The sequence below is a fragment of the Microlunatus soli genome (assembly GCF_900105385.1).
GTDB lineage: Bacteria > Actinomycetota > Actinomycetes > Propionibacteriales > Propionibacteriaceae > Microlunatus > Microlunatus soli.
In genome coordinates this window covers 499,725-518,579 of the sequence record NZ_LT629772.1, presented here as the reverse complement: position 1 = coordinate 518,579, position 18,855 = coordinate 499,725, and the positions used below count along the sequence as shown (strand labels likewise).

The 18,855-nt window shown below is 66.9% G+C and carries 25 protein-coding genes and 1 pseudogene; 14 read left to right on the top strand and 12 right to left on the bottom strand.

Annotation, left to right across the window (positions count from 1 at the left end; genetic code table 11):
- Positions 1-9 precede the first annotated feature (9 nt).
- From rplS to BLU38_RS02420, 5 genes are all read left to right on the top strand, one after another.
- On the top strand, positions 10-375 hold the full coding sequence (rplS, locus tag BLU38_RS02440; RefSeq protein WP_091531715.1) for a 50S ribosomal protein L19: 366 nt from the start codon (positions 10-12) through the stop codon (positions 373-375).
- A gap of 146 nt (positions 376-521) precedes the next feature.
- Positions 522-1,316, top strand: a complete 795-nt coding sequence (gene lepB / locus BLU38_RS02435) for a signal peptidase I (RefSeq protein WP_231920148.1) — start codon at positions 522-524, stop codon at positions 1,314-1,316.
- Entirely contained in the window at positions 1,316-2,077 is a 762-nt protein-coding gene (locus tag BLU38_RS02430; protein WP_091519312.1) for a ribonuclease HII, read from the top strand. The genes lepB and BLU38_RS02430 overlap by 1 nt, the downstream gene beginning before the upstream one ends.
- Position 2,078: 1 nt before the next feature.
- A complete protein-coding gene (locus BLU38_RS02425; RefSeq protein WP_091519309.1) occupies positions 2,079-2,402 on the top strand; it encodes a DUF2469 domain-containing protein in 324 nt (107 codons plus the stop codon).
- Positions 2,403-2,567: 165 nt separating this feature from the next.
- A complete protein-coding gene (locus BLU38_RS02420) occupies positions 2,568-3,074 on the top strand; it encodes a DUF7218 family protein (RefSeq protein ID WP_157683171.1) in 507 nt (168 codons plus the stop codon).
- 16 nt (positions 3,075-3,090) lie between these two features.
- Here BLU38_RS02420 and BLU38_RS02415 read toward each other — a convergent pair whose 3' ends face one another.
- From BLU38_RS02415 to BLU38_RS02400, 4 genes are all read right to left on the bottom strand, one after another.
- Positions 3,091-3,555 (bottom strand): SRPBCC domain-containing protein, encoded by a 465-nt coding sequence (locus BLU38_RS02415; RefSeq protein WP_091531708.1) that lies wholly within the window; start codon positions 3,553-3,555, stop codon positions 3,091-3,093.
- Between the two features lie 49 nt (positions 3,556-3,604).
- Positions 3,605-4,120 carry a pyridoxamine 5'-phosphate oxidase family protein gene (locus BLU38_RS02410; protein ID WP_091519302.1) on the bottom strand — a complete coding sequence of 172 codons (516 nt, stop codon included), beginning with the start codon at positions 4,118-4,120 and terminating at the stop codon, positions 3,605-3,607.
- Between the two features lie 61 nt (positions 4,121-4,181).
- Complete coding sequence (locus tag BLU38_RS02405) at positions 4,182-5,192, bottom strand: glycoside hydrolase family 130 protein (protein WP_091519299.1); 1,011 nt, start codon at positions 5,190-5,192, stop codon at positions 4,182-4,184.
- Positions 5,193-5,326: 134 nt separating this feature from the next.
- Positions 5,327-5,545: a CsbD family protein gene (locus BLU38_RS02400; RefSeq protein WP_091519295.1), complete on the bottom strand. Its 219-nt coding sequence runs from the start codon at positions 5,543-5,545 to the stop codon at positions 5,327-5,329.
- A gap of 220 nt (positions 5,546-5,765) precedes the next feature.
- Between BLU38_RS02400 and BLU38_RS02395 the strand changes: the two genes are divergently transcribed.
- The 9 genes and pseudogenes from BLU38_RS02395 (at position 5,766) to BLU38_RS31300 (ending at position 15,205) form a co-directional block, all read left to right on the top strand.
- The gene (locus tag BLU38_RS02395; protein WP_091519291.1) at positions 5,766-6,623 is read left to right on the top strand and encodes a DUF1206 domain-containing protein; all 858 of its coding nucleotides are present in this window, start codon (positions 5,766-5,768) and stop codon (positions 6,621-6,623) included.
- A gap of 275 nt (positions 6,624-6,898) precedes the next feature.
- Entirely contained in the window at positions 6,899-8,161 is a 1,263-nt protein-coding gene (gene egtA / locus BLU38_RS02385; protein ID WP_091519285.1) for an ergothioneine biosynthesis glutamate--cysteine ligase EgtA, read from the top strand.
- On the top strand, positions 8,154-9,509 hold the full coding sequence (gene egtB, locus BLU38_RS02380; RefSeq protein ID WP_091519281.1) for an ergothioneine biosynthesis protein EgtB: 1,356 nt from the start codon (positions 8,154-8,156) through the stop codon (positions 9,507-9,509). The genes egtA and egtB overlap by 8 nt, the downstream gene beginning before the upstream one ends.
- Positions 9,502-10,197 carry an ergothioneine biosynthesis protein EgtC gene (gene egtC / locus BLU38_RS02375; protein ID WP_091519278.1) on the top strand — a complete coding sequence of 232 codons (696 nt, stop codon included), beginning with the start codon at positions 9,502-9,504 and terminating at the stop codon, positions 10,195-10,197. The genes egtB and egtC overlap by 8 nt, the downstream gene beginning before the upstream one ends.
- Positions 10,197-11,153: an L-histidine N(alpha)-methyltransferase gene (gene egtD, locus BLU38_RS02370; protein WP_091519274.1), complete on the top strand. Its 957-nt coding sequence runs from the start codon at positions 10,197-10,199 to the stop codon at positions 11,151-11,153. The genes egtC and egtD overlap by 1 nt, the downstream gene beginning before the upstream one ends.
- Positions 11,154-11,169: 16 nt before the next feature.
- Entirely contained in the window at positions 11,170-13,083 is a 1,914-nt protein-coding gene (locus BLU38_RS02365; protein ID WP_091519270.1) for a potassium transporter Kup, read from the top strand.
- A gap of 127 nt (positions 13,084-13,210) precedes the next feature.
- Positions 13,211-14,377, top strand: coding sequence for an AI-2E family transporter (locus tag BLU38_RS02360; RefSeq protein WP_157683170.1), 1,167 nt, complete (start codon positions 13,211-13,213; stop codon positions 14,375-14,377).
- Positions 14,374-14,754, top strand: a pseudogene (locus BLU38_RS32255) (EamA family transporter); the annotation flags it as partial. The gene BLU38_RS02360 and the pseudogene BLU38_RS32255, both read left to right, overlap by 4 nt.
- A 19-nt stretch (positions 14,755-14,773) precedes the next feature.
- Positions 14,774-15,205, top strand: a complete 432-nt coding sequence (locus tag BLU38_RS31300) for an EamA family transporter (protein WP_197679955.1) — start codon at positions 14,774-14,776, stop codon at positions 15,203-15,205.
- A 36-nt stretch (positions 15,206-15,241) separates the two neighbouring features.
- Here BLU38_RS31300 and BLU38_RS02350 read toward each other — a convergent pair whose 3' ends face one another.
- The 8 genes from BLU38_RS02350 to gvpJ are packed head-to-tail and all read right to left on the bottom strand — an operon-like array spanning position 15,242 to position 18,847.
- Positions 15,242-15,532: a gas vesicle protein K gene (locus BLU38_RS02350; RefSeq protein ID WP_231920147.1), complete on the bottom strand. Its 291-nt coding sequence runs from the start codon at positions 15,530-15,532 to the stop codon at positions 15,242-15,244.
- Positions 15,522-15,764, bottom strand: coding sequence for a gas vesicle protein (locus BLU38_RS02345; protein WP_091519263.1), 243 nt, complete (start codon positions 15,762-15,764; stop codon positions 15,522-15,524). Before BLU38_RS02345 ends, BLU38_RS02350 begins: the two co-directional genes overlap by 11 nt.
- Positions 15,761-16,633 (bottom strand): GvpL/GvpF family gas vesicle protein, encoded by an 873-nt coding sequence (locus tag BLU38_RS02340; RefSeq protein ID WP_091519260.1) that lies wholly within the window; start codon positions 16,631-16,633, stop codon positions 15,761-15,763. The genes BLU38_RS02345 and BLU38_RS02340 overlap by 4 nt, the downstream gene beginning before the upstream one ends.
- A complete protein-coding gene (locus BLU38_RS02335; RefSeq protein ID WP_091531701.1) occupies positions 16,626-17,051 on the bottom strand; it encodes a gas vesicle protein in 426 nt (141 codons plus the stop codon). The genes BLU38_RS02340 and BLU38_RS02335 overlap by 8 nt, the downstream gene beginning before the upstream one ends.
- Positions 17,035-17,355 carry a gas vesicle protein GvpO gene (gvpO, locus tag BLU38_RS02330; RefSeq protein ID WP_091531697.1) on the bottom strand — a complete coding sequence of 107 codons (321 nt, stop codon included), beginning with the start codon at positions 17,353-17,355 and terminating at the stop codon, positions 17,035-17,037. The genes BLU38_RS02335 and gvpO overlap by 17 nt, the downstream gene beginning before the upstream one ends.
- Before the next feature lie 5 nt (positions 17,356-17,360).
- Entirely contained in the window at positions 17,361-17,591 is a 231-nt protein-coding gene (locus BLU38_RS02325; protein WP_091519256.1) for a gas vesicle protein GvpG, read from the bottom strand.
- Between the two features lie 6 nt (positions 17,592-17,597).
- On the bottom strand, positions 17,598-18,374 hold the full coding sequence (locus tag BLU38_RS02320) for a GvpL/GvpF family gas vesicle protein (protein WP_157683169.1): 777 nt from the start codon (positions 18,372-18,374) through the stop codon (positions 17,598-17,600).
- On the bottom strand, positions 18,371-18,847 hold the full coding sequence (gene gvpJ / locus BLU38_RS02315; protein ID WP_091519249.1) for a gas vesicle protein GvpJ: 477 nt from the start codon (positions 18,845-18,847) through the stop codon (positions 18,371-18,373). Before gvpJ ends, BLU38_RS02320 begins: the two co-directional genes overlap by 4 nt.
- Positions 18,848-18,855: the final 8 nt, after the last annotated feature.

The window sequence follows — 18,855 nt, the reverse complement described above, 5'->3', positions numbered from 1 at the left end:
GACACCATCATGGCTACCACGCCCTCTCCCGCCCTGATCGACGCTCTCGACAAGGCTTCGCTGCGGGACGACGTTCCCGACTTCCGCGCCGGTGACACCGTCAAGGTGCACGTCCGGGTCGTCGAAGGCAACCGGTCCCGTGTCCAGCTCTTCACCGGCATCGTGATCTCCCGCTCCGGTGCAGGTGTCCGCGAGTCCTTCACCGTCCGCAAGGTCAGCTTCGGCGTCGGCGTCGAGCGGACCTTCCCGGTGCACAGCCCGATCATCGACAAGATCGAGGTCGACCGCCGCGGTGATGTCCGTCGCGCCAAGCTCTACTACCTGCGTGGTCTGCGCGGCAAGGCCGCCAAGATCAAGGAGAAGCGCGAGGCCTGAGTCCCCGTACCCCGGGGGCCGAGTTCCCCGGAGTGGCGGCGCGCTCTCTCAGGTTTGTCCTCGGCCTGAGGAATAATGGCCGACGTGTCAACGGAACGAGTGAAAGCCATGCTGACGTCATCGCTGATGACGAGGCCGATCCTCTCGTGGTCGGACGCCGTCCGTTGAATGCGGCCAAGGTCGGCAGCGAGGACAATCCGCGCACCATCGGTGACAAGATCTGGAGCCTGATCAAGGAACTGGTGATCGTCGTCGTCGGCGCGTTGATCATCGCAGCGTTGATCCGTGCCTTCGTCGGTCAGATGTTCCTGGTCCCGTCCGGATCGATGGAGCACACCCTCAATGTCGGCGACCGGATCGCGGTCCAGAAGATCACCGACTTCAAACGCGGCGACGTCGTCGTCTTCAAGGACCCCAACCACTGGCTGGGTGACGAACCGCAGACCGAGGAACGCGGCCCGATCGGCAAGGGGCTGGAGTGGATCGGCGTGCTGCCGAACACCAGCAGCGAGTACCTGGTCAAGCGGGCGATCGGACTGCCCGGTGATCATGTCGTCTGTTGCGACACCGACGGCCGGATCACGGTCAACGGCCAGGCACTGGACGAGTCGTCCTACCTGTACAAGAGCGGCGGTTCGCAGAGCAAGCCGTCGGACTTCCCGTTCGACGTGGTGGTGCCTCGGGACCGGATCTGGGTGATGGGTGACCATCGCGACAACAGCGCCGATTCCCGTTGCCACCTGGACGACCAGAGCGCCGACGGCGAATACATGAGCGCCTTCGTCCCGACCGATGACGTCGTCGGCCCGGTGTTCGCCATCGTCGCTCCGTTCTCCCGTGCCGAACTGCTGAAACGTCCGGCCACCTTCGAGCCGGTTCCCGACGCGAAGGGCCCACCCGCTGCCGAACCGGTGGTGAAAACGCCTAACGTGAGATGTTGATGAATGCTTCGGTCACCGATCAGGGAGCCGGCGTCGGCATCGGGACCGACGCCGTCGTCCCCCGCGTCCAGGTCCGCCGCGACAGTGGGCTGTACGGCTACGAGCGCGCGCTGCAGCGAGCCGGTCTGGATCCGGTCGCCGGGGCCGACGAGGCAGGCCGTGGTGCGTGCGCCGGGCCGCTGGTCGCCGGTGCTGCGATCCTGTCCGATGCCAAGTCCAAACAGATCACCGGTCTGCGCGACTCCAAACTGCTGACCGCCGCACAGCGGGAACGCTGCTACGACCAGATCGTCGACAAGGCGCTGGCCTGGTCGGTGGTGGCGATCGAGCCCGAGGAATGCGACCGGCTCGGCATGCATGTCGCCAACATCGAGGCACTGCGTCGGGCGTTGCTGCGGCTGGACATCGCGCCGACCTATGTGCTGACCGACGGTTTCAGCGTGGACGGACTCGGACTGCCTGGCCTGTCGATCTGGAAGGGTGACCGGGTGGCGGCCTGCGTGGCGGCAGCATCGGTGTTGGCCAAGGTGACCCGGGATCGGATCATGGTCGAACTGGACGCGGTGTATCCCGACTACGAGTTCGCGGTCCACAAGGGCTATTGCACGCCGCTGCACCAGGGGCACCTGGATCGGCTGGGACCGAGCCCGACCCACCGGATGCGCTTCGACAACGTGGTCCGTACGGTGAAGCCCGGACAGCAGCTCCGGTCCCTGCCCGGGCTGCTGCTGCACAACCGCGGTCGAGAAGAGGGTGAGTGAGATGAGCGCCGAAGATCTGGAACAGTACGAGAGCGATCTGGAGCTGCAGCTCTACCGTGAGTACAAGGACGTCGTCGGGATCTTCACCTACGCGGTGGAGACCGAGCGTCGCTTCTACCTGTGCAACGCCGTCGATCTGAAGGTCCGTTCCGAGGGCGGCGACGTCTACTACGAGGTCTCGATGGCCGACGCCTGGGTGTGGGACATGTACCGGCCGTCCCGGTTCGTCAAGAGCGCAAAGGCGCTCACCTTCCGCGACGTCTCGATCGAGGAGATCGTGCACAGCGATCTCGAGGTCCCCAAGGACGTCGCCGGCAACGACTGAGCAGGGCAGCGACTGAGCAGATCGGTGCTGCGTCGTGGCGCGCGGCCCGCGTCACGTGCTGGCAGTAGAGTGCCGGGACTACTCGTCGGCCGTAGGTGGGCCCGTACCCGGGCTCGGTTCGAAGACCCCGACCCGGCCGACGGATTCGAACCTGTGGAGGACACCATGGCGAAGACGAAGAAGAAGAGCAAGGACAAGACCGGCCAGCCGGTCGCGGACCGCGCGCTGTACAAGCTGCTGCGGGACGAGGGACTGTCCAAGAAGAAGTCGGCTCGGATTGCCGACGCGGCCACGGCTGCGCGGGACAAGGCAGCCAAGAAGGACGCGAAGAAGGCCGCGAAGGCCGAAGCCGCCGCGGCGGAGCAGGCCGCCCCGGCACCGGAGCCGAGCAGCACCGAAGCTCCGAGCGCACCAGCTGCGCCGCGCAAGAGCTCGACCGCAGGCAGGACTGCGACCGCACGGAAGGCCGCGCCCGCCCGCAAGACGGCCACCCGCAAGGCCGCGATCCCGCGCAAGACGGCGACCCCGCGGAAGACCGCTGCGCAGGGATCGGCACCGGCCTACGCGGAGTGGACCCGAGCCGATCTGCTGAAGGAAGCGCAGAACGTCGGTGTCAAGGGACGTTCGGCCATGAACAAGGCGGACTTGATCAAGGCACTCCGCGCCGGCTGACGGCCCGGGTGATGGCTCAGCCGCGGACCACTGCGGCGAGTTCGGCCAGCGAACCCTCCAACTGTTCGCGACCGACCAACGGGAACGAGATCTGCTTCAGCAGTTCCCTGTCGGTGACCCGCGACCAGTCGTAGCTCAGCTGGACCTCGGTGCGTTCATGATCAAGTGGGGTGAGTTCGTAGACCCACTCCCAGCCGGGTGGCTGCTGGCCGGCCGGTGCGGTCTGCCAGGAGATCAGTTTGCCGGGCTGGAAGCCGGTGACGGTGTTGTCGGTCTGGTATTCGCCGCCCATGTGGTCGCCGGCCATGTTCATGCGGAACGTTTCGCCGACCGCCTGGATCCGCTGCGGGTGGTCGGCCGACCGGATGAATCCGGAGCCGTCGAATTCGTTGTGTCGATCGGGGTTGCTCAGGATGCTGAAGATGTCCGCGGCGTCGGCGTCGATCTCCCGACGGACGGTGATCGCGGTGGTGTCGGGCATCAGTGAGGACTCCTTCATTCGGTCGTTGGGGGCGCGGTTGACGGCGGATTCAGAGGTCCAACCGGGTGCTGTCGCCGACGTCAGGGTGATCCTTGGTGACCACAGCCTTGGCGTATTTGGCCAACGTGAGGATCCGCGGTCCGTCGATCGACTGCAGTTCGGCGGAGTCGGTGCTCACCACCAGCAGAGCGACCGCCGGGTCGTTCCGGCCGGCATCGAACCACGCGGCCGCACCGGCATCCCACAGCTCATCGATCACCGTCGGGTCCTTGCTGATCGATGCCGATCCGGACAGCGACAGGTACGAGCCGGCGGAGTGGATCGCGACGTTGACGGCCGGATGGGAACGGACCTGGTCGGTCTTGTCCGACGGGTCCGGGGTGAAGAAATACAGGTCGTCGTCGAACCGCCGCTGCTGCAGCGCCATCGGTCGGCTGACCAGCGATCCGTCGGACGCAATCGTCGTCAGCACGGCGATCCGTGCCTTCTCGACGACATCGGCGACCGCCTGCCGGTCAGCAGTGGCGCGTTCTTCCGCGGTCAGTTCAGATTCCGGTCCAGTCATGCCGTGGCCAGTACCCCGGCGAGGGCGTGACAAACGCAGGCGTTACGGCAGCCGGACAGTGCTACCGCGCTGTCGGCACCGGTTCGATCGAGCTCAGCAGATCATCCAGATCCGCGGAGGCGAGGGCGACGACGGTGTCGGCGGCGCCGTAGTAGATCTTCACCTCTCCGGAGTCCTCGGCGATCATCGCGCAGGGGAAGATCACGCTGCCGCGGAAGCCGTCGGTCTCATACGGCGGCTCCGGAGTCAGGAGCGGCTGCCGGGAGATACCGATCAGTCGTTGCGGATCGTCGAGATCGAGCAACGCGAGGCCGGCGTGGTAGGCCTTCGTCCACTGCTGATCACCCCAGGCGTTCAAGAGTTGATCATCGTCCTTGTGGACGGCGTGGATCGCTGCCAGCCAGCCTGCGGGGGTGCGGATCGGTGGCGCCGCCGGGCCGATCTTGGAGTTGGCGTACGGGACCTCTTCGCTCCCGAGCACCAGTCGGCTGTTGCCCCAGTGAGTGAGATCCGGTGAGCTGGAGGACCAGAGATCGAACGCCTCGGGTGCACCCCGACCGTAGATCGAGAACGGGCGCTCCAGCCGGTAGTAGCGGTCGCCGATCCGTTCCGGGAAGAGCACCATGTTGCGGTTGTCCGGCACCGACAGGCTGATCAGCTCGAACCGGCGGAAGTCGTCGGTCCGCAGGATCGCGCCGAGGATGCCGTGCCGGGTGTCCATCGCCACCGTCAGGTGGATCTGATCATCGAGCACCGTGATCCGTGGATCGTAGACCCGGCTGATCTCGTCGGCGCCGAAGCGAGGATGGTGGCTGTCGGCGAACCACTGCCGGGCCTGCTCGATCGTCACGATCGGTTCCGGGTCGACCGTCCAGTCGACGCCGTCGGAACTCCGGGCCAGGCCGAGACAGCAGCCACCGAACGCGGCTCCGCCGCGGTAGTCGAAGTCGTTGCGGAAGACCATCAGATAGTCGCCGTTGATCTTGGCGGCTCCGGCGTTGAAGACGCAGTCCGCGGGATAGGGGACCTGGCTCGGTTCCAGGACGGGATTGTTCGGGTGTCGGGTGATCATCGCAGCAGACTGTAAGGCCGTCCGCCGTACGGGTCCATGGTTTGCCAGCGGTTTGCCGGTCCGACCGGCGACCGAGGGCCAGGCGATCCCGGCTTCCCGCCGCTATCGCCCGGCCCGATGATCATGATCGACGCTCACCGATCGTCGGTCGTCCTGTCGCCGCGCTCGTCGACGGTGTCACCGTCTGCTCGGTCTTTCAACTCTCCCTCCGCCTGCTGTGCCTTGCCCTTCACCTGATCGGTGACGCCGTCGGCCTGGGTGCTGCGATCGTTCGTCGCGGAGCCGACTTTCTCCTTGGCCTCGCCGAGTTTCTCCTTGGCTGTGCCCTTGGCCTTGTCGAATGCGCCTGTCATCACAGTCCTCCTCATCTGTCGTGCCGGATAGCGGGAGCGATACCCGCGTTGGGATCCGTTAAACCTGGATCCACCGATTTGCGGCGTAGCGAGCGGCACCAGGCCGATGTGCCCGGATGGGGTCGCGCAGGAGCCGCAAATCGGTGGATCCAGGTGAAACCGGGGCGGCGGTTCGTGCGGATCACCGGCACTGCCGGCGGTGGACGGACATACTGATTCCATGGACACAACCGGCGGCGGGGTCGCCCGCGATGCCGCCGAGGTTGCCGATGACGCACGCGATGCCGCCGAGGAGTTGAGCCAGCGGGTCCGGCGAGCCCGCTGGTATCGGATCCTGGTCGGCGCGGGACTCTGCGCGTACGGGGTGGTGCATCTGATCATCGCCGGTATCGCGCTACGGCTGGCCTGGAGCGGAGACGGCCAGGCATCGGAGCAGGGTGCGTTGCGAACCCTGGCCGGCACCCCGGCCGGCCCACTGTTGTTGATCATGGTCGGGATCGGATTGGCCGTGCTGGTCCCGTGGCAAGCATTGGAAGCGGCACTCGGTCACGGCAAGGTTGCCGTCGAACACGACCCGAAGCGTCGGACGTTGAAGCGGCTCTCCTCGGCGAGCCGAGCACTGGTCTACCTGCTGCTCGCAGCCAGTGCATTCCGCTTCGTCGGTGGAGCCGGCTCGGGCTCCAGCGAGGACTCCATCACGGCGAAGCTGATGACACTGCCGTTGGGTCGGATCCTGGTAGCGGCGGTCGGCATCGGCGTGATCGCGGTCGGTGTCTCGCAGGTGATCAAGGGGAGCCGCCGGAGCTTCACCGCAGACCTGGTCGGCTCGACCTCGGCTGCCGGTAGGGCCGTCGGCGTGGCCGGCTACATCACCAAGGGCATCGCGCTGGCTCTGGTCGGCGGCTTGTTCGGCTGGGCGGCCCTGACCTTCGACCCCCGACGCGCCGGTGGCCTGGACGAGGCGCTCCGGCTGGTCCGCAACCAGCCGGCCGGCCCGGTGCTGCTCACCGTGCTCGCCGGAGGACTGGCGTGCTTCGGTCTGTTCTGCTTCGTCTGGGCCAAGAACGCCAAGACCTGAGTCGGGCCTGAACTGCGGTGATCGTCGACCTCACCGAGCGGTTACCGATCGGCTACCGACGCCCCGAGGTCTTCACCGCGGGATCCGGGCCGGGTACGTTTGACCTCGACGGCGACCGGGTATGGACTGGTCGCAGCATGACCTCGGCGTCGCAGCTCGGCTGTGGCATCGACGCAGGACGAGGACGAGCGTTCAGTTGAGCGATCGCCCCGCACCGACCCGCGGTTCTGTGCTCCTCACGGGGATCCAGGACCGGTCCGGACCTGGAGGGGTGAATGGCCACAGTCATTCCGATCGTCGACCAGCCGCTGCCTGCAGCAGCGCCCTTGGACTCGATCGAGACGGCGCGTCGATGGGTCGAATCCACCGCCCTGACCGATTCCGTCGTCGGCCCGGTCGGCCTGGAGCTGGAGGCCCATCTGATCGACACCGCCGACCGGCGACGGCGCCCGGAATGGGAAGAGATCACCGACCTGGTGGACGGGCTGCCGCCGATGTCCGGAGGCAGCAAGGTCACCGTCGAGCCCGGCGGGCAGCTGGAGTTGTCGACGCCGCCCTTGGACGGTGCGGTGACGGCGATCCGCGCGCTGCAGGCCGACCGGAGGACACTGACAGCGGCGCTTGCCGTACGCGGTCTGGCGGCCGTGCCGCTCGGTGCCGATCCGCTCCGACCGCCGCGCCGCGTCTCTCCCGGGCCTCGCTACGCGGCAATGGAGGAGCACTTCAGAGCCGTCGGCAGCGGCGCAGCCGGTACGGCGATGATGACCGCGACCGCTGCGCTGCAGATCAACCTGGAAGCCGGTCCCCGGGCGGGGTGGCCGGCGAGGTTCCGGTTGATCACCGCACTGGCACCGCTGCTGATCGCGGTCTCCGCAGCCTCACCGGCGCTGGGCGGCCGACGCTCGGGCTGGTCCTCGATGCGGCAGCAGGCCTGGTCCGGCCTCGATCCGCGACGTTCCGGCCCGGTGCCCGCCGATGATCATCCGGCAGCAGCCTGGGCGGACTACGCGCTGGCCGCCCCGGTGATGCAGATCCGCGACGATGATCGGATCCGGGCGGTGACGGATCGGATCCCGTTCTCGGGTTGGGTCGAGGGTGCCGGCCCGGTCGATCGACCGCCGACCAGGTCCGATCTTGATCATCATCTCAGCACGCTGTTCCCACCGATCCGGCCCCGCGGCTACCTCGAGCTTCGGTGCCTGGACGCCGTCGGCGACCGCTGGTGGCCCGGATTGGCCGCCTTCGTCGTCACCTTGATCGATGTTCCGGCGGCGGCAGCATCGGCAGCCCGGCAGCTGGCACCGGTCCGGGGGCGCTGGCATCAGGCGGCCCGGTACGGGCTGGCCGATCCACCGCTGGCACGGGCCGCCCGAGGCTGCGCCGAGATCGCCGTCCGGCACGCCCCGGACGAATTGCGTGCCGAGTTCAGGGAGTTCTGCGACCTGATCATTGCCGGCCGGTCGCCGGCCGGTGACTTTGCAGCACGCGTCGAACGCGACGGCCCGGCCGCCGCCTTGGAGGAGGAGATCCATGCCTGACACCCGGCAGCTTCCGGAACCGGTCCCACAGCAGCTGAACACCGAGCAGCTGGCCCGGAGTCTGGAGTCGGCCCGGCAACGGACGACGGCTCTGACCGCGTTCGACGATGCCGAGCTGACCCGGCAGCACAGCCCGTTGATGAGTCCGTTGGTCTGGGACCTGGCACACATCGGTCAGCAGGAGGACCTGTGGCTGTTACGGAACGGGAAGTCAACCCTGCAAGGATTGTTGCCGCCCCAGATCGAGAGTCTGTACGACGCCTTCGAGCATCCACGAGCGACCCGGCCGTCACTGCCGCTGCTCAAACCGGGGGCCGCCCGTACGTTCATCGCCGACGTCCGCGGACGCGTGCTTGATCGACTCGAACAGCTCGAGCGTCGTGGACAGCTGGACCAGGACGCGGAGCTGTTTCCGTATCTGATGGTCTCCCAGCACGAGCAGATGCATGTCGAGACGATGTTGGCGACCCACCAACTGCGTGAGGGTGAGCCGCTGTTCGGGACCGGCACCGCACTGCCGGCCGGACGCGCCACCGCCGACGATGTCGTGTTGGTGCCCGGCGGTCCGTTCGTGCTCGGTGTGGACGGCGCCGACGAGCCGTTCTCGCTGGACAACGAGCGACCGGCCCACAGGGTGCAGGTGCCGGCGTTCAAGATCGCCCGCTTCCCGGTGACCAACGCCGAATACGCCCGCTTCGTCGACGCCGGCGGCTACCGGCAACGGCAGTGGTGGTCCGAGGCCGGTTGGGCACACCGCCAGCAGGCAGGGCTCGAACGGCCGCAATTCTGGACCGGCGACGGGTCTCGTCGCCGGTTCGGTGTGCTGGAGGAGATCCCCGCCGACCAACCGGTGCAGCACGTCTGCTTCTTCGAGGCCGAGGCCTATGCTGCCTGGATCGGTGCCCGGCTCCCCACCGAGGCCGAGTGGGAGAAGGCTGCGGTCTGGGACCCGTCGACCGGGCGCCGACGGCGCTGGCCGTGGGGATCCTCGGCTCCGACGCCGGCATTGGCCAACCTGGGTGGTGGGGCGTTGCAGCCGGCCCCGGTCGGTGCCTATCCGGGAGGCGCCTCGGCCTACGGTGTCGAGCAGCTGATCGGTGATGTCTGGGAGTGGACCTCTTCGGGCTTCGAAGCTTGGCCCGGTTTTCGGCCGATGCTCTACCGCCAGTACAGCGAGCCCTTCTTCGGCGGCGACTTCCGAGTCCTCCGCGGTGGATCCTGGGCAGTCGGTGACGGCGCGATCCGGCCGTCCTTCCGCAACTGGGACCTGCCGATCCGGCGGCAGATCTTCACCGGTTTCCGGCTGGCCTGGGATGTCGAACCGACAGCGGGAGATGATCATGTGTAGGCATCTGGCCTGGCTCGGCGCACCCCGGACCCTGTCCTCGTTGATCACCGAACCCGAGTACGGCCTGTTGCGGCAGTCCTACGCGCCACGGCAGCAACGGCACGGACTGTTGAACGCCGACGGCTGGGGCGTCGGCTTCCTCGACGACACCGGCACCGTACGGCGCTGGCGCTCGCCCCGTCCGTTGTGGAACGACGCGTCGTTTGCCTCGATCGCACCGGTGCTCAGCTCCGGCTGTGTGCTCGCCGCCGTCCGGTCGGCCACCGTCGGGATGCCGCCGGACGAGACCGCGGCGGCACCGTTCACCGACGGCCGTTGGCTGTTCTCCCACAACGGCCGGGTCGCGTTGGACGCGGTGCCGACCTCGTCGGCCGCCGAGTCGATCGGTGACTCCGCCCAACTGGCGGCGCACATCTTCGATACCGGTGTCGAACACCTCGCCGAGACATTGGCCAAGGTTGCCGCCGCCGATCCGGACGCCCGGCTGACAGTGCTGCTGACCGACGGCAGCAGGATCCTCGGCGTCGCCTGGGACAACGAGCTGTGCTATCGGCAGCTGCCCGACGGTGTCGTCGTCGCCAGCGAACCCTACGACGACGAGCGGGGCTGGGTCAGCCTGGCCGATCACCACATGATCGAGGTGTCGGACGCCGGCATCATGATCACCGACCTGGAGAGTGCAAACTGATGGACCTCGTCCTGAACCATGATCAACGCCTTGATCAACTCGCCCGCGACGTCCGGGACGGACTCACCGGCAGCCCGAAAACCCTTCCATCGAAGTACTTCTACGACGCGCACGGCTCCGACCTCTTCGATCAGATCACCCGCCTGCCCGAGTATTACCCGACCAGACGCGAGCGGGAGATCCTGGCCGACAACGCCGCCCGGATCGCGCGGCTCAGCGGCGCCGAGACGTTGATCGAGTTGGGCAGCGGCACCTCGGACAAGACCCGGCTGCTGCTGGACGCGTTGCAGGCGGCCGGCTCGTTGCGGCGCTTCGTCCCGTTCGACGTCGATCCCGCGGTGCTGCACTCGGCCGCGAGAGCATTGTCCACGGAATATCCGCACCTGCAGGTCTCGCCGATCGTCGGCGACTTCGAAGCCGATCTTGACCGACTTCCGGCAGGGTCACGACGGCTGTTGGCGTTCCTGGGTTCGACCATCGGCAATCTGGTGCCGGCCGAACGAGCCGACTTCCTGGGCAGCGTCCGCGCCGTGCTGGACGTCGGTGACGCCCTGTTGTTGGGCACCGATCTGGTGAAGGATCCGGACCGTCTGGTGGCCGCCTACGACGACGCTGCCGGCGTGACCGCCGCCTTCAACAAGAACGTGCTGGCGGTGCTGAATCGTGATCTTGCTGCCGACTTCGACCTGGCCGGCTTCGACCACGTCGCAGTGTGGGATCGGGAGCAGGAGTGGATCGAGATGCGGCTGCGGTCACGGAGTCGGCAACGTGTCCGGATCGCGTCCTGTGAACTGACCGTCGAATTCGCCGAGGGTGACGAGATCCGGACCGAGATCTCGGCGAAGTTCAGGCTCGAAGGGATCCGTGCCGAGCTGGCGGCCGCGGGCCTGCGAGCCGACCAGATCTGGACCGACCGGGCCGGTGACTTCGCGGTGTCACTCGCGCTGCCGGTCTGAACGGTCGCGTGATGAGATGAGAGCCGTCGGTATGAACGCCGACTCGGCGCGCAGACCGGCGGTGGTGATGATGATCGCCGCCCTGGGTGTTGTCTTCGGCGATATCGGCACCAGTCCGTTGTATGCGATGCAGACCGTGTTCGCCCTTGACCACGGTGCGGTCCGACCGACGCCGGACGACGTCTACGGCGTCATCTCGCTGATGTTCTGGAGCGCAACGCTGATCGTGTCGATCAAGTACGTGACCGTGACGATGCGGGCGAGCAACGAAGGGGAGGGCGGGGTGCTGGCCCTGGCCGCACTGGCACAGCGGCTGTACGCCCGCAGCCGGCGGGTCGCCGTGCTGCTGGTGATCGGGATCGTCGGAGTGTCGTTGTTCTACGGCGATTCGGTGATCACACCGGCGATCAGCGTGCTGTCGTCGGTGGAAGGTCTGGAGATCGCGGCGCCGGGCATCAGCCATCTCGTGGTCCCGATCGCCGCCGTGATCTTGGTCCTGTTGTTCGCCGTGCAGCGCTTCGGCACCGGGAAGGTCGGCCGGTTCTTCGGGCCGATCATGCTGCTCTGGTTCGTCGCGCTCGCCGCTGCCGGGTTGTCGATGGTGGTGCAGCATCCAGGCGTGTTGCGGGGACTCTCCCCGACCTATGCCGTGGGGTTCGTGATCGCCCACCCGTTCATCGCCTTCGTCGCGATGGGGGCGATCGTGCTGGTGATCACCGGCGCTGAGGCACTGTATGCCGACATGGGGCATTTCGGGCGCAGCCCGATCAGGAGATCCTGGTTCATCGTCGTCTTTCCGGCGTTGTATCTGAACTACCTCGGGCAGGCAGCATTGATCCTGGACGACCCGAATGCCGTCGGCAATCCGTTCTTCCTGCTGTTGCCGCCGTGGGCACGGATCCCGATGGTGGTGCTGGCGACCGCCGCGACCGTGATCGCCAGCCAGGCAGTGATCTCGGGAGCGTTCTCGCTGTCCCGCCAGGCGATGCAGCTCGGCCTGGTCCCGCCGCTGACTGTCCGGCAGACCTCCGAACGGGAAGGTGGCCAGATCTATCTCCCCGTGGTGAACGCGCTGCTGTTCGTGGGCGTGCTGGCCGTCGTGTTGGCCTTTCGATCATCTCAGGCGTTGGCCACCGCGTACGGCGTATCGGTGACCGGTGCGCTGGTCGTCGACACGGTGTTGTTGGTCGTGGTCGCCCGTCGACTCTGGCACTGGCGCGGGTGGCAGTTGATCATGACGGCGATCCTCTTCGGAGGATTGGAGGTGATCTTTCTCGCCGCCAACCTGTCGAAGGTGCTGAGCGGTGGTTGGGTGCCCCTGCTGATCGCTGCCGCAGTGCTGGTGACGATGACCACCTGGCGTACGGGACGTCAACTGGTGCTCGCCGCCCGCCGCGACATCGAGGGCAGGTTGTCGGACTTTGTCGAGGAGGTCCGCGACGACGACGTCCGTCGTGTCCCGGGGCTGGCGGTGTTCCCGCACATCGGCAAGGACACCACTCCGCTCGCCCTGCGGGCCAACGTCGATCACAATCGTGTACTGCACGAGCATGTCCTGATCGTCTCGGTTGAGGCCGTGCAGGTGCCACATGTGCGCGATTCCGACGCCTACAGTTTCGACGATCTGGGCTACGCCGACGACGGCATCCAGCACCTGACGATCCGGGCGGGCTTCTCCGACGACGCCGATATCCCGACGGCGATCCGTGCTGCCTGTGCGATGCAGGCGCTCCCTGGCGTGCTCGCGGAGGCGCAGCCGGTCTCCTACTTCGTGTCCCATGGCAACATCACGCCGACCCGTGCCCCGGGGATGCGACGGTGGCGGAAGCGGTTCTTCGTCGTGTTGGCGCACAACGCCGCTGACCCTGCTGCTCGATTCCGGCTTCCCAGCCGGCAGACCGTCACCATGGGCGGCGACGTGGACATCTGAGGTCCGTCCGGCCGCGAGCCGACCGACCGCACCGATCGGGAGGCCGCATCGGGAGAGTGGACGCATCGGTTGAGGGGGCGGGATCCGGGTAGCAACTGGGTGTCGACCCGCTAATCGAAGGGACCCTGTGGCTTCCGAAGACCGTTCGACCGGCCAGGAGGTGCCGAGGACAGTACGTGATCTTCTGCCGCGGCGCTTCCTGGTCGCGGTCGCTTGGGTGCTCGGGCTCGCCGTCCTCGGCGGTGGTGTGCGTCTGCTGCTGTGGCTGCTCGATCAATTGGCTGTCGTGATCGTCCCGTGTGCCGTCGCGCTGCTGTTCGTCGCGTTGCTCGCACCACTGGATCAGTTGTTCCGCCGGCGGCTGCCGCGCTCGCTGTCGGCAGGTCTGACGGTGCTGATCCTGCTGGCGGTGCTGGGCGGGGTTTCCACTCTGGCCGGTTCCGGTATCGCCAGCCGATCAGGCCGCCTGGTCGCACAGTTCAGGCTGTCGCTCACCGATATCCGGCACCGACTGCTCACCGGGCCGCTGCCGATCGATCAGCACGCGCTGGATTGGCTGCAGCATCGGGTCACTCGATCGCTGCAGTCGGCGGGCAGCGGAACGGCGTCCGCGGCTCTCGGGATCACCGAGGGCACTGCCCATCTGGTCGCCGGAGTCCTGCTCGCCCTGTTCGTCGTGCTCTTCCTGCTGCACGACGGAGATCGGGTCTGGAACTGGTTCGTCGAGCTGTTCCCACAACGAGCGTCGGACCGGGTCCGGGAGGCCGGTCGTGCTGCCTGGGTTGCGTTGACCGGTTTCATCCAAGGCACCTTCGTGATCGCCTGTATCCATGCGCTGGTGATCGGGACTGCCTTGTGGTTGCTGGGCGTGCCGATCGTGCTACCGCTGGCGATCTTGGTCTTCGTCGGCAGTTTCATCCCGGTCGTCGGTGCGTTCGTCGCCGGTGCGGTTGCCGTCGTCATCACGCTCGGTACCGCCGGCCTCGGCGCCGCTGTGCCGCTACTGGTGATCTTGGTCGTGGAGAATGAGATCGAGGCCCACCTGCTGCAGCCGTTCGTGGTCGGCCGGTTCGTCCGACTGCATCCGCTGGCGATCATCGTGGTGCTCGCGCTGGGAACCTTCGTCGCCGGCTTTGCCGGTGCCCTGTTCGTGGTCCCGTTGACCGGTGTGCTGCGGGCCGTCTGGGGCCCGCTGAACGGTCGGCCGTCCGTCGTCCCGGTCGGTCGACCCTCTCGGCTCAGCCGACTGTGGCAGTGGTTCCGCCGGCGAGCCGGGTCGGCTGCTAGCCGGTGATCTGCGGACCGCTGCTGGCATTGGCCTCAGCCCTCGTGTACGGGGCGGTAGATTTTGCCGGGGGAGTGCTGTCCCGCCGGCTCCACTTCGCTTCGGTCGCGCTGATCGGCCAGCTCGGAGCATTGATCATCGCTGTCGTCGGCAGCATCGCCTTCCGCGCCCCGGAGCTGCGAGCGAGTGACCTGGCGTGGGGAGCCGTGTCCGGTCTCGGCAGCGGCGTCACGATGCTGTTCATCAATCGGGGTGTGGGCCGTGGGTCGGTGAGCGTTGTGGTGCCGATCAGTGCGGTGACGGGTGTTGCGTTGTCCGTGGTCTGCGGCGTGGTCCTGTTGGGCGATCGACCGAGCCCAGCCGTGTGGGCAGGGATCGTCCTGGTGGTGCCGGCCTTGTGGTGGGGTGTCCGGTGGCAGCGTCAGAAGCTGGTCTCCGGCGATCATCGACGGACTGATCGCCAGTGTCGGTGTCGCGGTGCAGTACCTGGCTCTGGCCCAGGCGTCACCGAGCAGTGGTTTCTGGCCGGTCGCCGCAGGTCGGTTGTCCGCCGTGGCCCTGATCCTCGTCCCGGTGATCAAGGCCGCACCAGCCCGACCGTCGGTGGTCGATCAGCTGCGCGCGGCCGTCGTCGGCGCCGGCGCGACCGTTGGCCTGGTTCTCTATCTGCTTGCCACTCGGCAGCAACTGCTCACCGTAGCCGTCGTGCTGGCCTCGCTGTATCCGGCACTACCCGTCCTCCTCGGCGTCACGCTGTTGCACGAGTCGGTGACGCGCCGTCAGCGCGTCGGATTGGTCGGCGCCGGTGCGGCGGTCGTTCTGCTCAGCATCGGGTGATCGTCGTGGCGGTCAGGCCCGGCTCAGCAGCCGGATTCAGTCGCCGAGGAGTTGTCCCAGCGGCCCGAGGTCAAGATCGAGATCTTCGGGCCGAAGGTCGTATCGGCTGCGGAGATCGGTCATCGCCGACTCCAGCCGCATCAGTGCCGTACCGATCTCCTCGACCTGTTCATCGCTGAGATCGCCTTCGTCGACCCGGCGGATCGCCTGTCGTTCCATCAGGTCGCGGACCAGTTCGATGATCGTCAGGACCAGCTTGAACAGGTCCCGCTCGACGGAGTCCTTGTCGGTCTCCAGCCGCTGGGCCAACGTCGTGTCAGACATCATCCTGCTCCCGCTCCGCAGTGCTGCTGCTCCGCATCTCGGCGCGGACCGAGGTGAGAAGCGCGTGCAGCCGGATCTCGACCAGGTCGACACCCGCGATCGAGACGGTGATGTCACCACTGAGGACGACGCCGCTGCCGAGTAGCCGGTCCAGCAGGTCGACCAGCGCGACCGGTTCCCGCCGTGCCGGCCCGGCCGGCTGGTGCCGTGGTTCGAACGTCGCGATATCGGTCATGGCTGTCCTGCCATCCTCGTCCCTTCATGCCTGTCGCCGCGGGATTCCACCGTGGCAAAGGAATACGGCGGCCATGGTCCGTTCAGGTCCACCGTCAGCTCGGGATGCTCGGCGGCCAGCCGCTCGACCTCCTGGGTGAAGCCCTCGGCGTGCGCGCGCTCGACGAGATAAGCGGCGTTCAGGATCATCTCGCCCTGGTGGCCACTCAGTTTGCGGTCCTGCGCCGCGAGCCGTCGGCTGGCGACCGTCCGTTCGGCGAGGTTGTGGTGCGTACGATCGGCCATTGCGGTCAATGCCTCGGAGAGCGCCGACGAGCGCTGCAGCTCGGCCCGTCGGCGCTGTAGGTAGGACGCACCACTGGTCGGCTGGTCCGCGTCACCGACCGATGCTGCAGCGGGACGGGGATCGGTGACCAGTTTGACGCTCCATTCCCAGCAGCCCTGGACGCGGTCCAGCGCGGCGGTCAGTTCGGTGCCCCACTCGGAGAGCAGCGAGCCGACCCGAAAATCGTTGTACAAGATCGTTGCCAGCCTCAGTGGGGCGACCGTCGTCAGCTCGCTGACCCGGCCGACCACCCGATCGTGTTCCGCAGCGATCCGGCCGAGCCAATCAAGATCTTCCAGATTGTGGCGCAGTGCCTCCTCGCCGAACTCCGCACGGTCGACGGTGCTCACCACTGCCGTCAGACCTGCGCTGGTCACCAGTCGAACGGGAACATCGCCGATCCCGGTCAGCGTCGCTACCTGCTCCGATCCAAGATCACGGGTTGCCAGGTAGACGTAGCTAGCCGTACCGTCGCCGGCCGGTTGGTCATCGACCGCATCGTCCTGTTCCACAGCGAAGGCGGCATCATCGGTGGCCTCAGCCATCACGACGTCCTTCGACCGCAGATACGTTCTCCTCGTTCAAGGCGGCTATGCCGTCGCTGGCGGCAGCCGGTCGATCCCATGCTTCCAGCCGCTCGCGAAGCTCGGCGTTCTCCTGCTGCAGGGCGTCCTGCTCCCGTTTGGCCTGTGAGCTGAGCATCGGATCGGTGCGCCACCAGTCGATGCCCATTTCCTCGGCCTTGTCGACCGACACCAACAGCAGTCGGATCTTGATCGTCAGCAGTTCGATGTCGAGCAAGTTGACGCGGATGTCGCCGGCCAGCACGACACCCTTGTCCAATACTCGTTCCAGCAGGTCTGCCAGGTTGGTCGGTTGGGGTCGATCGCCGGCTCCGTAACGGGTGGCGGAACCATTCTGTCGGGTGGTGACTGGAGTTGGTGTGTCAGCTGGCTCTGTCATCGCCATGTCCCCTGCTGTAGCGACGACCTCGCCGGTAGCCGGTCAGATCGCCTTGGCGGTCCACCTGAACGTCGTACAGGCCCAGGATGTCTGTCGAGTTGGGGATCCGGTGGGTCTCCACGACCTCGATCTGCACCGTCCAGCCGTCGTCGTTCCGCTCGATCCCGACGACCTGTTCGATGTCGCGATCAAGCAGCGCGGTCAGCTGTTCGCGGGCAGTTGTCGCTGCAGACACCGCGGACGTGGTCGGCTGGGACCGGCCCTTCTGCCTGGACTTCTCGTGTTCTTCTTGGTTCTCTGCCATCTCCATCACCCAGGTCCTTCCATCAGCCGAGCGATCAACTCCTCCTCGTAGGACTCGGCGGCTTCCGGGTCGAGATCACCATCGCGGCGGAGTTGATCGATCTCGTCGAACTCTCGGCGGATCCGTTCGGGGTCGTAGAACTGCCGTTCGGCCTCCTCGTACACCCGCTCGGCGACCCACACGGTGCCCTTGACCGGCGCGAGGGGAAGGCCGACCAGGCTCGACAGCAATCCCATCGGGGATCATCCCTCCGGCAGGAAGTCGAACGCGGCGAGCGGACCCTGAAGCTCAAGCCCAGCACGGTTCTGCATCTGCTCGGCACAGGCCTCGGCGATCTCTTCGAACGCGTGCTGCTGGTCCCGTCGGACCAAGAACGCCAGCGTCATCGAGGGCGTCGACGGTGACCGACCGTTGAGGTGGACCTCGACACTCTGCGCTGCCAGCTGCGACGTCAACCATTCGGTGTCGACCGTCATCCGGTCCTCGACGGCCCGACTGACCAGCTCGCCGAGTCGGACCTTCTCACCATGATCCACACCGGCAGGCAGGTCCCGGGTACGGTTCCGCAGCGCGGCGATGCCGGCGTCCGACGCCACGATCTCCGCGAGCAGATCGTCCATCGAGTAGCGGACCCGGAGCAGCAGCTCGACGTAATCGGCGAGGTCGTCCAGCATCGACGTCAATTGCACATACTGCGGGACCAGTAGCTCCTCGACGACCTGCAGCCGTCCGGCGAAAGCGGAGCCGAACGCGACGGGGATGACCGGGACATCCTGCACCAACGCACTCAACAGTTCGCTGTGCGCCAGCAGATCACGTCGACCGGCTCGTCGCTCCGGGTCGATCGGCTCGATCACGGCGGCGATCTTCTGATGGCCCAGCAGTTCCAACGTACGGCTCTTCAGGCCTCCTTCACCGTCGGGCAGCGCGGGCAGTTCTGCGTCGCCGGGGACGATTCCGTAGACCCGCCAGGCAACGGCCTGCTGGGTACCGACATCATGATCGACTGCGGTGCTCACGATGAGGACCGCCGATGCGCGTGCGACGAGCCGCGTCCCGCACTGCTGCGCGACGGCCGCGAGGCCTCGGCTCGTTCGTCCCGGTCCTCGTCGGCGTCCTCCCGATCACCGTCATCGTCCTTCTTGTCGCCGGTAACGGCCTTCTTGATGCCTTGGATCGCGCCGCTGGTCTTGCCCTTCGCACCGTTCTCGGCAGAGTCACCCACAACCTCGGTGATGTCCTTGCCGCCCTTCTCGTACAGGTCCAGACGGTTCGTCGCCTCAGCGAAGCGCAGGTAGGTGTCGACACTGGCGATGACCACGCGGGCATCGATGGTCAGGATCTCGATGCCGACCAGGGAGACCCGGACATAGGCATCCAACACCAGGCCCTTGTCCAAGATGATCTCGACAACATCGGCCAGACTGCTGGAACGGGGCCGGTCGAGGTAGCCGCCGCCCCCGCGTTGTTGGGACTGCGTCGTCACTGTCATGTCAGCGT

Excerpts from the sequence above, each read along its gene's own strand:
- BLU38_RS02335 (WP_091531701.1), bottom strand. The coding sequence starts at position 17,051 with ATGACAGAGCCAGCTGACACACCAACTCCAGTCACCACCCGACAGAAT.
- egtD (WP_091519274.1), top strand. The coding sequence starts at position 10,197 with ATGGACCTCGTCCTGAACCATGATCAACGCCTTGATCAACTCGCCCGC.
- egtC (WP_091519278.1), top strand. The coding sequence starts at position 9,502 with ATGTGTAGGCATCTGGCCTGGCTCGGCGCACCCCGGACCCTGTCCTCG.
- egtB (WP_091519281.1), top strand. The coding sequence starts at position 8,154 with ATGCCTGACACCCGGCAGCTTCCGGAACCGGTCCCACAGCAGCTGAAC.
- BLU38_RS02430 (WP_091519312.1), top strand. The coding sequence starts at position 1,316 with ATGAATGCTTCGGTCACCGATCAGGGAGCCGGCGTCGGCATCGGGACC.
- rplS (WP_091531715.1), top strand. The coding sequence starts at position 10 with ATGGCTACCACGCCCTCTCCCGCCCTGATCGACGCTCTCGACAAGGCT.
- BLU38_RS02365 (WP_091519270.1), top strand. The coding sequence starts at position 11,170 with ATGAGAGCCGTCGGTATGAACGCCGACTCGGCGCGCAGACCGGCGGTG.
- BLU38_RS02415 (WP_091531708.1), bottom strand. The coding sequence starts at position 3,555 with ATGCCCGACACCACCGCGATCACCGTCCGTCGGGAGATCGACGCCGAC.
- BLU38_RS02395 (WP_091519291.1), top strand. The coding sequence starts at position 5,766 with ATGGACACAACCGGCGGCGGGGTCGCCCGCGATGCCGCCGAGGTTGCC.
- BLU38_RS02405 (WP_091519299.1), bottom strand. The coding sequence starts at position 5,192 with ATGATCACCCGACACCCGAACAATCCCGTCCTGGAACCGAGCCAGGTC.
- gvpO (WP_091531697.1), bottom strand. The coding sequence starts at position 17,355 with ATGGCAGAGAACCAAGAAGAACACGAGAAGTCCAGGCAGAAGGGCCGG.
- gvpJ (WP_091519249.1), bottom strand. The coding sequence starts at position 18,847 with ATGACAGTGACGACGCAGTCCCAACAACGCGGGGGCGGCGGCTACCTC.
- BLU38_RS02325 (WP_091519256.1), bottom strand. The coding sequence starts at position 17,591 with ATGGGATTGCTGTCGAGCCTGGTCGGCCTTCCCCTCGCGCCGGTCAAG.
- BLU38_RS02340 (WP_091519260.1), bottom strand. The coding sequence starts at position 16,633 with ATGGCTGAGGCCACCGATGATGCCGCCTTCGCTGTGGAACAGGACGAT.
- BLU38_RS02410 (WP_091519302.1), bottom strand. The coding sequence starts at position 4,120 with ATGACTGGACCGGAATCTGAACTGACCGCGGAAGAACGCGCCACTGCT.
- BLU38_RS02420 (WP_157683171.1), top strand. The coding sequence starts at position 2,568 with ATGGCGAAGACGAAGAAGAAGAGCAAGGACAAGACCGGCCAGCCGGTC.
- BLU38_RS02425 (WP_091519309.1), top strand. The coding sequence starts at position 2,079 with ATGAGCGCCGAAGATCTGGAACAGTACGAGAGCGATCTGGAGCTGCAG.
- BLU38_RS02350 (WP_231920147.1), bottom strand. The coding sequence starts at position 15,532 with ATGATGTCTGACACGACGTTGGCCCAGCGGCTGGAGACCGACAAGGAC.
- BLU38_RS02400 (WP_091519295.1), bottom strand. The coding sequence starts at position 5,545 with ATGACAGGCGCATTCGACAAGGCCAAGGGCACAGCCAAGGAGAAACTC.
- BLU38_RS02345 (WP_091519263.1), bottom strand. The coding sequence starts at position 15,764 with ATGACCGATATCGCGACGTTCGAACCACGGCACCAGCCGGCCGGGCCG.
- egtA (WP_091519285.1), top strand. The coding sequence starts at position 6,899 with ATGGCCACAGTCATTCCGATCGTCGACCAGCCGCTGCCTGCAGCAGCG.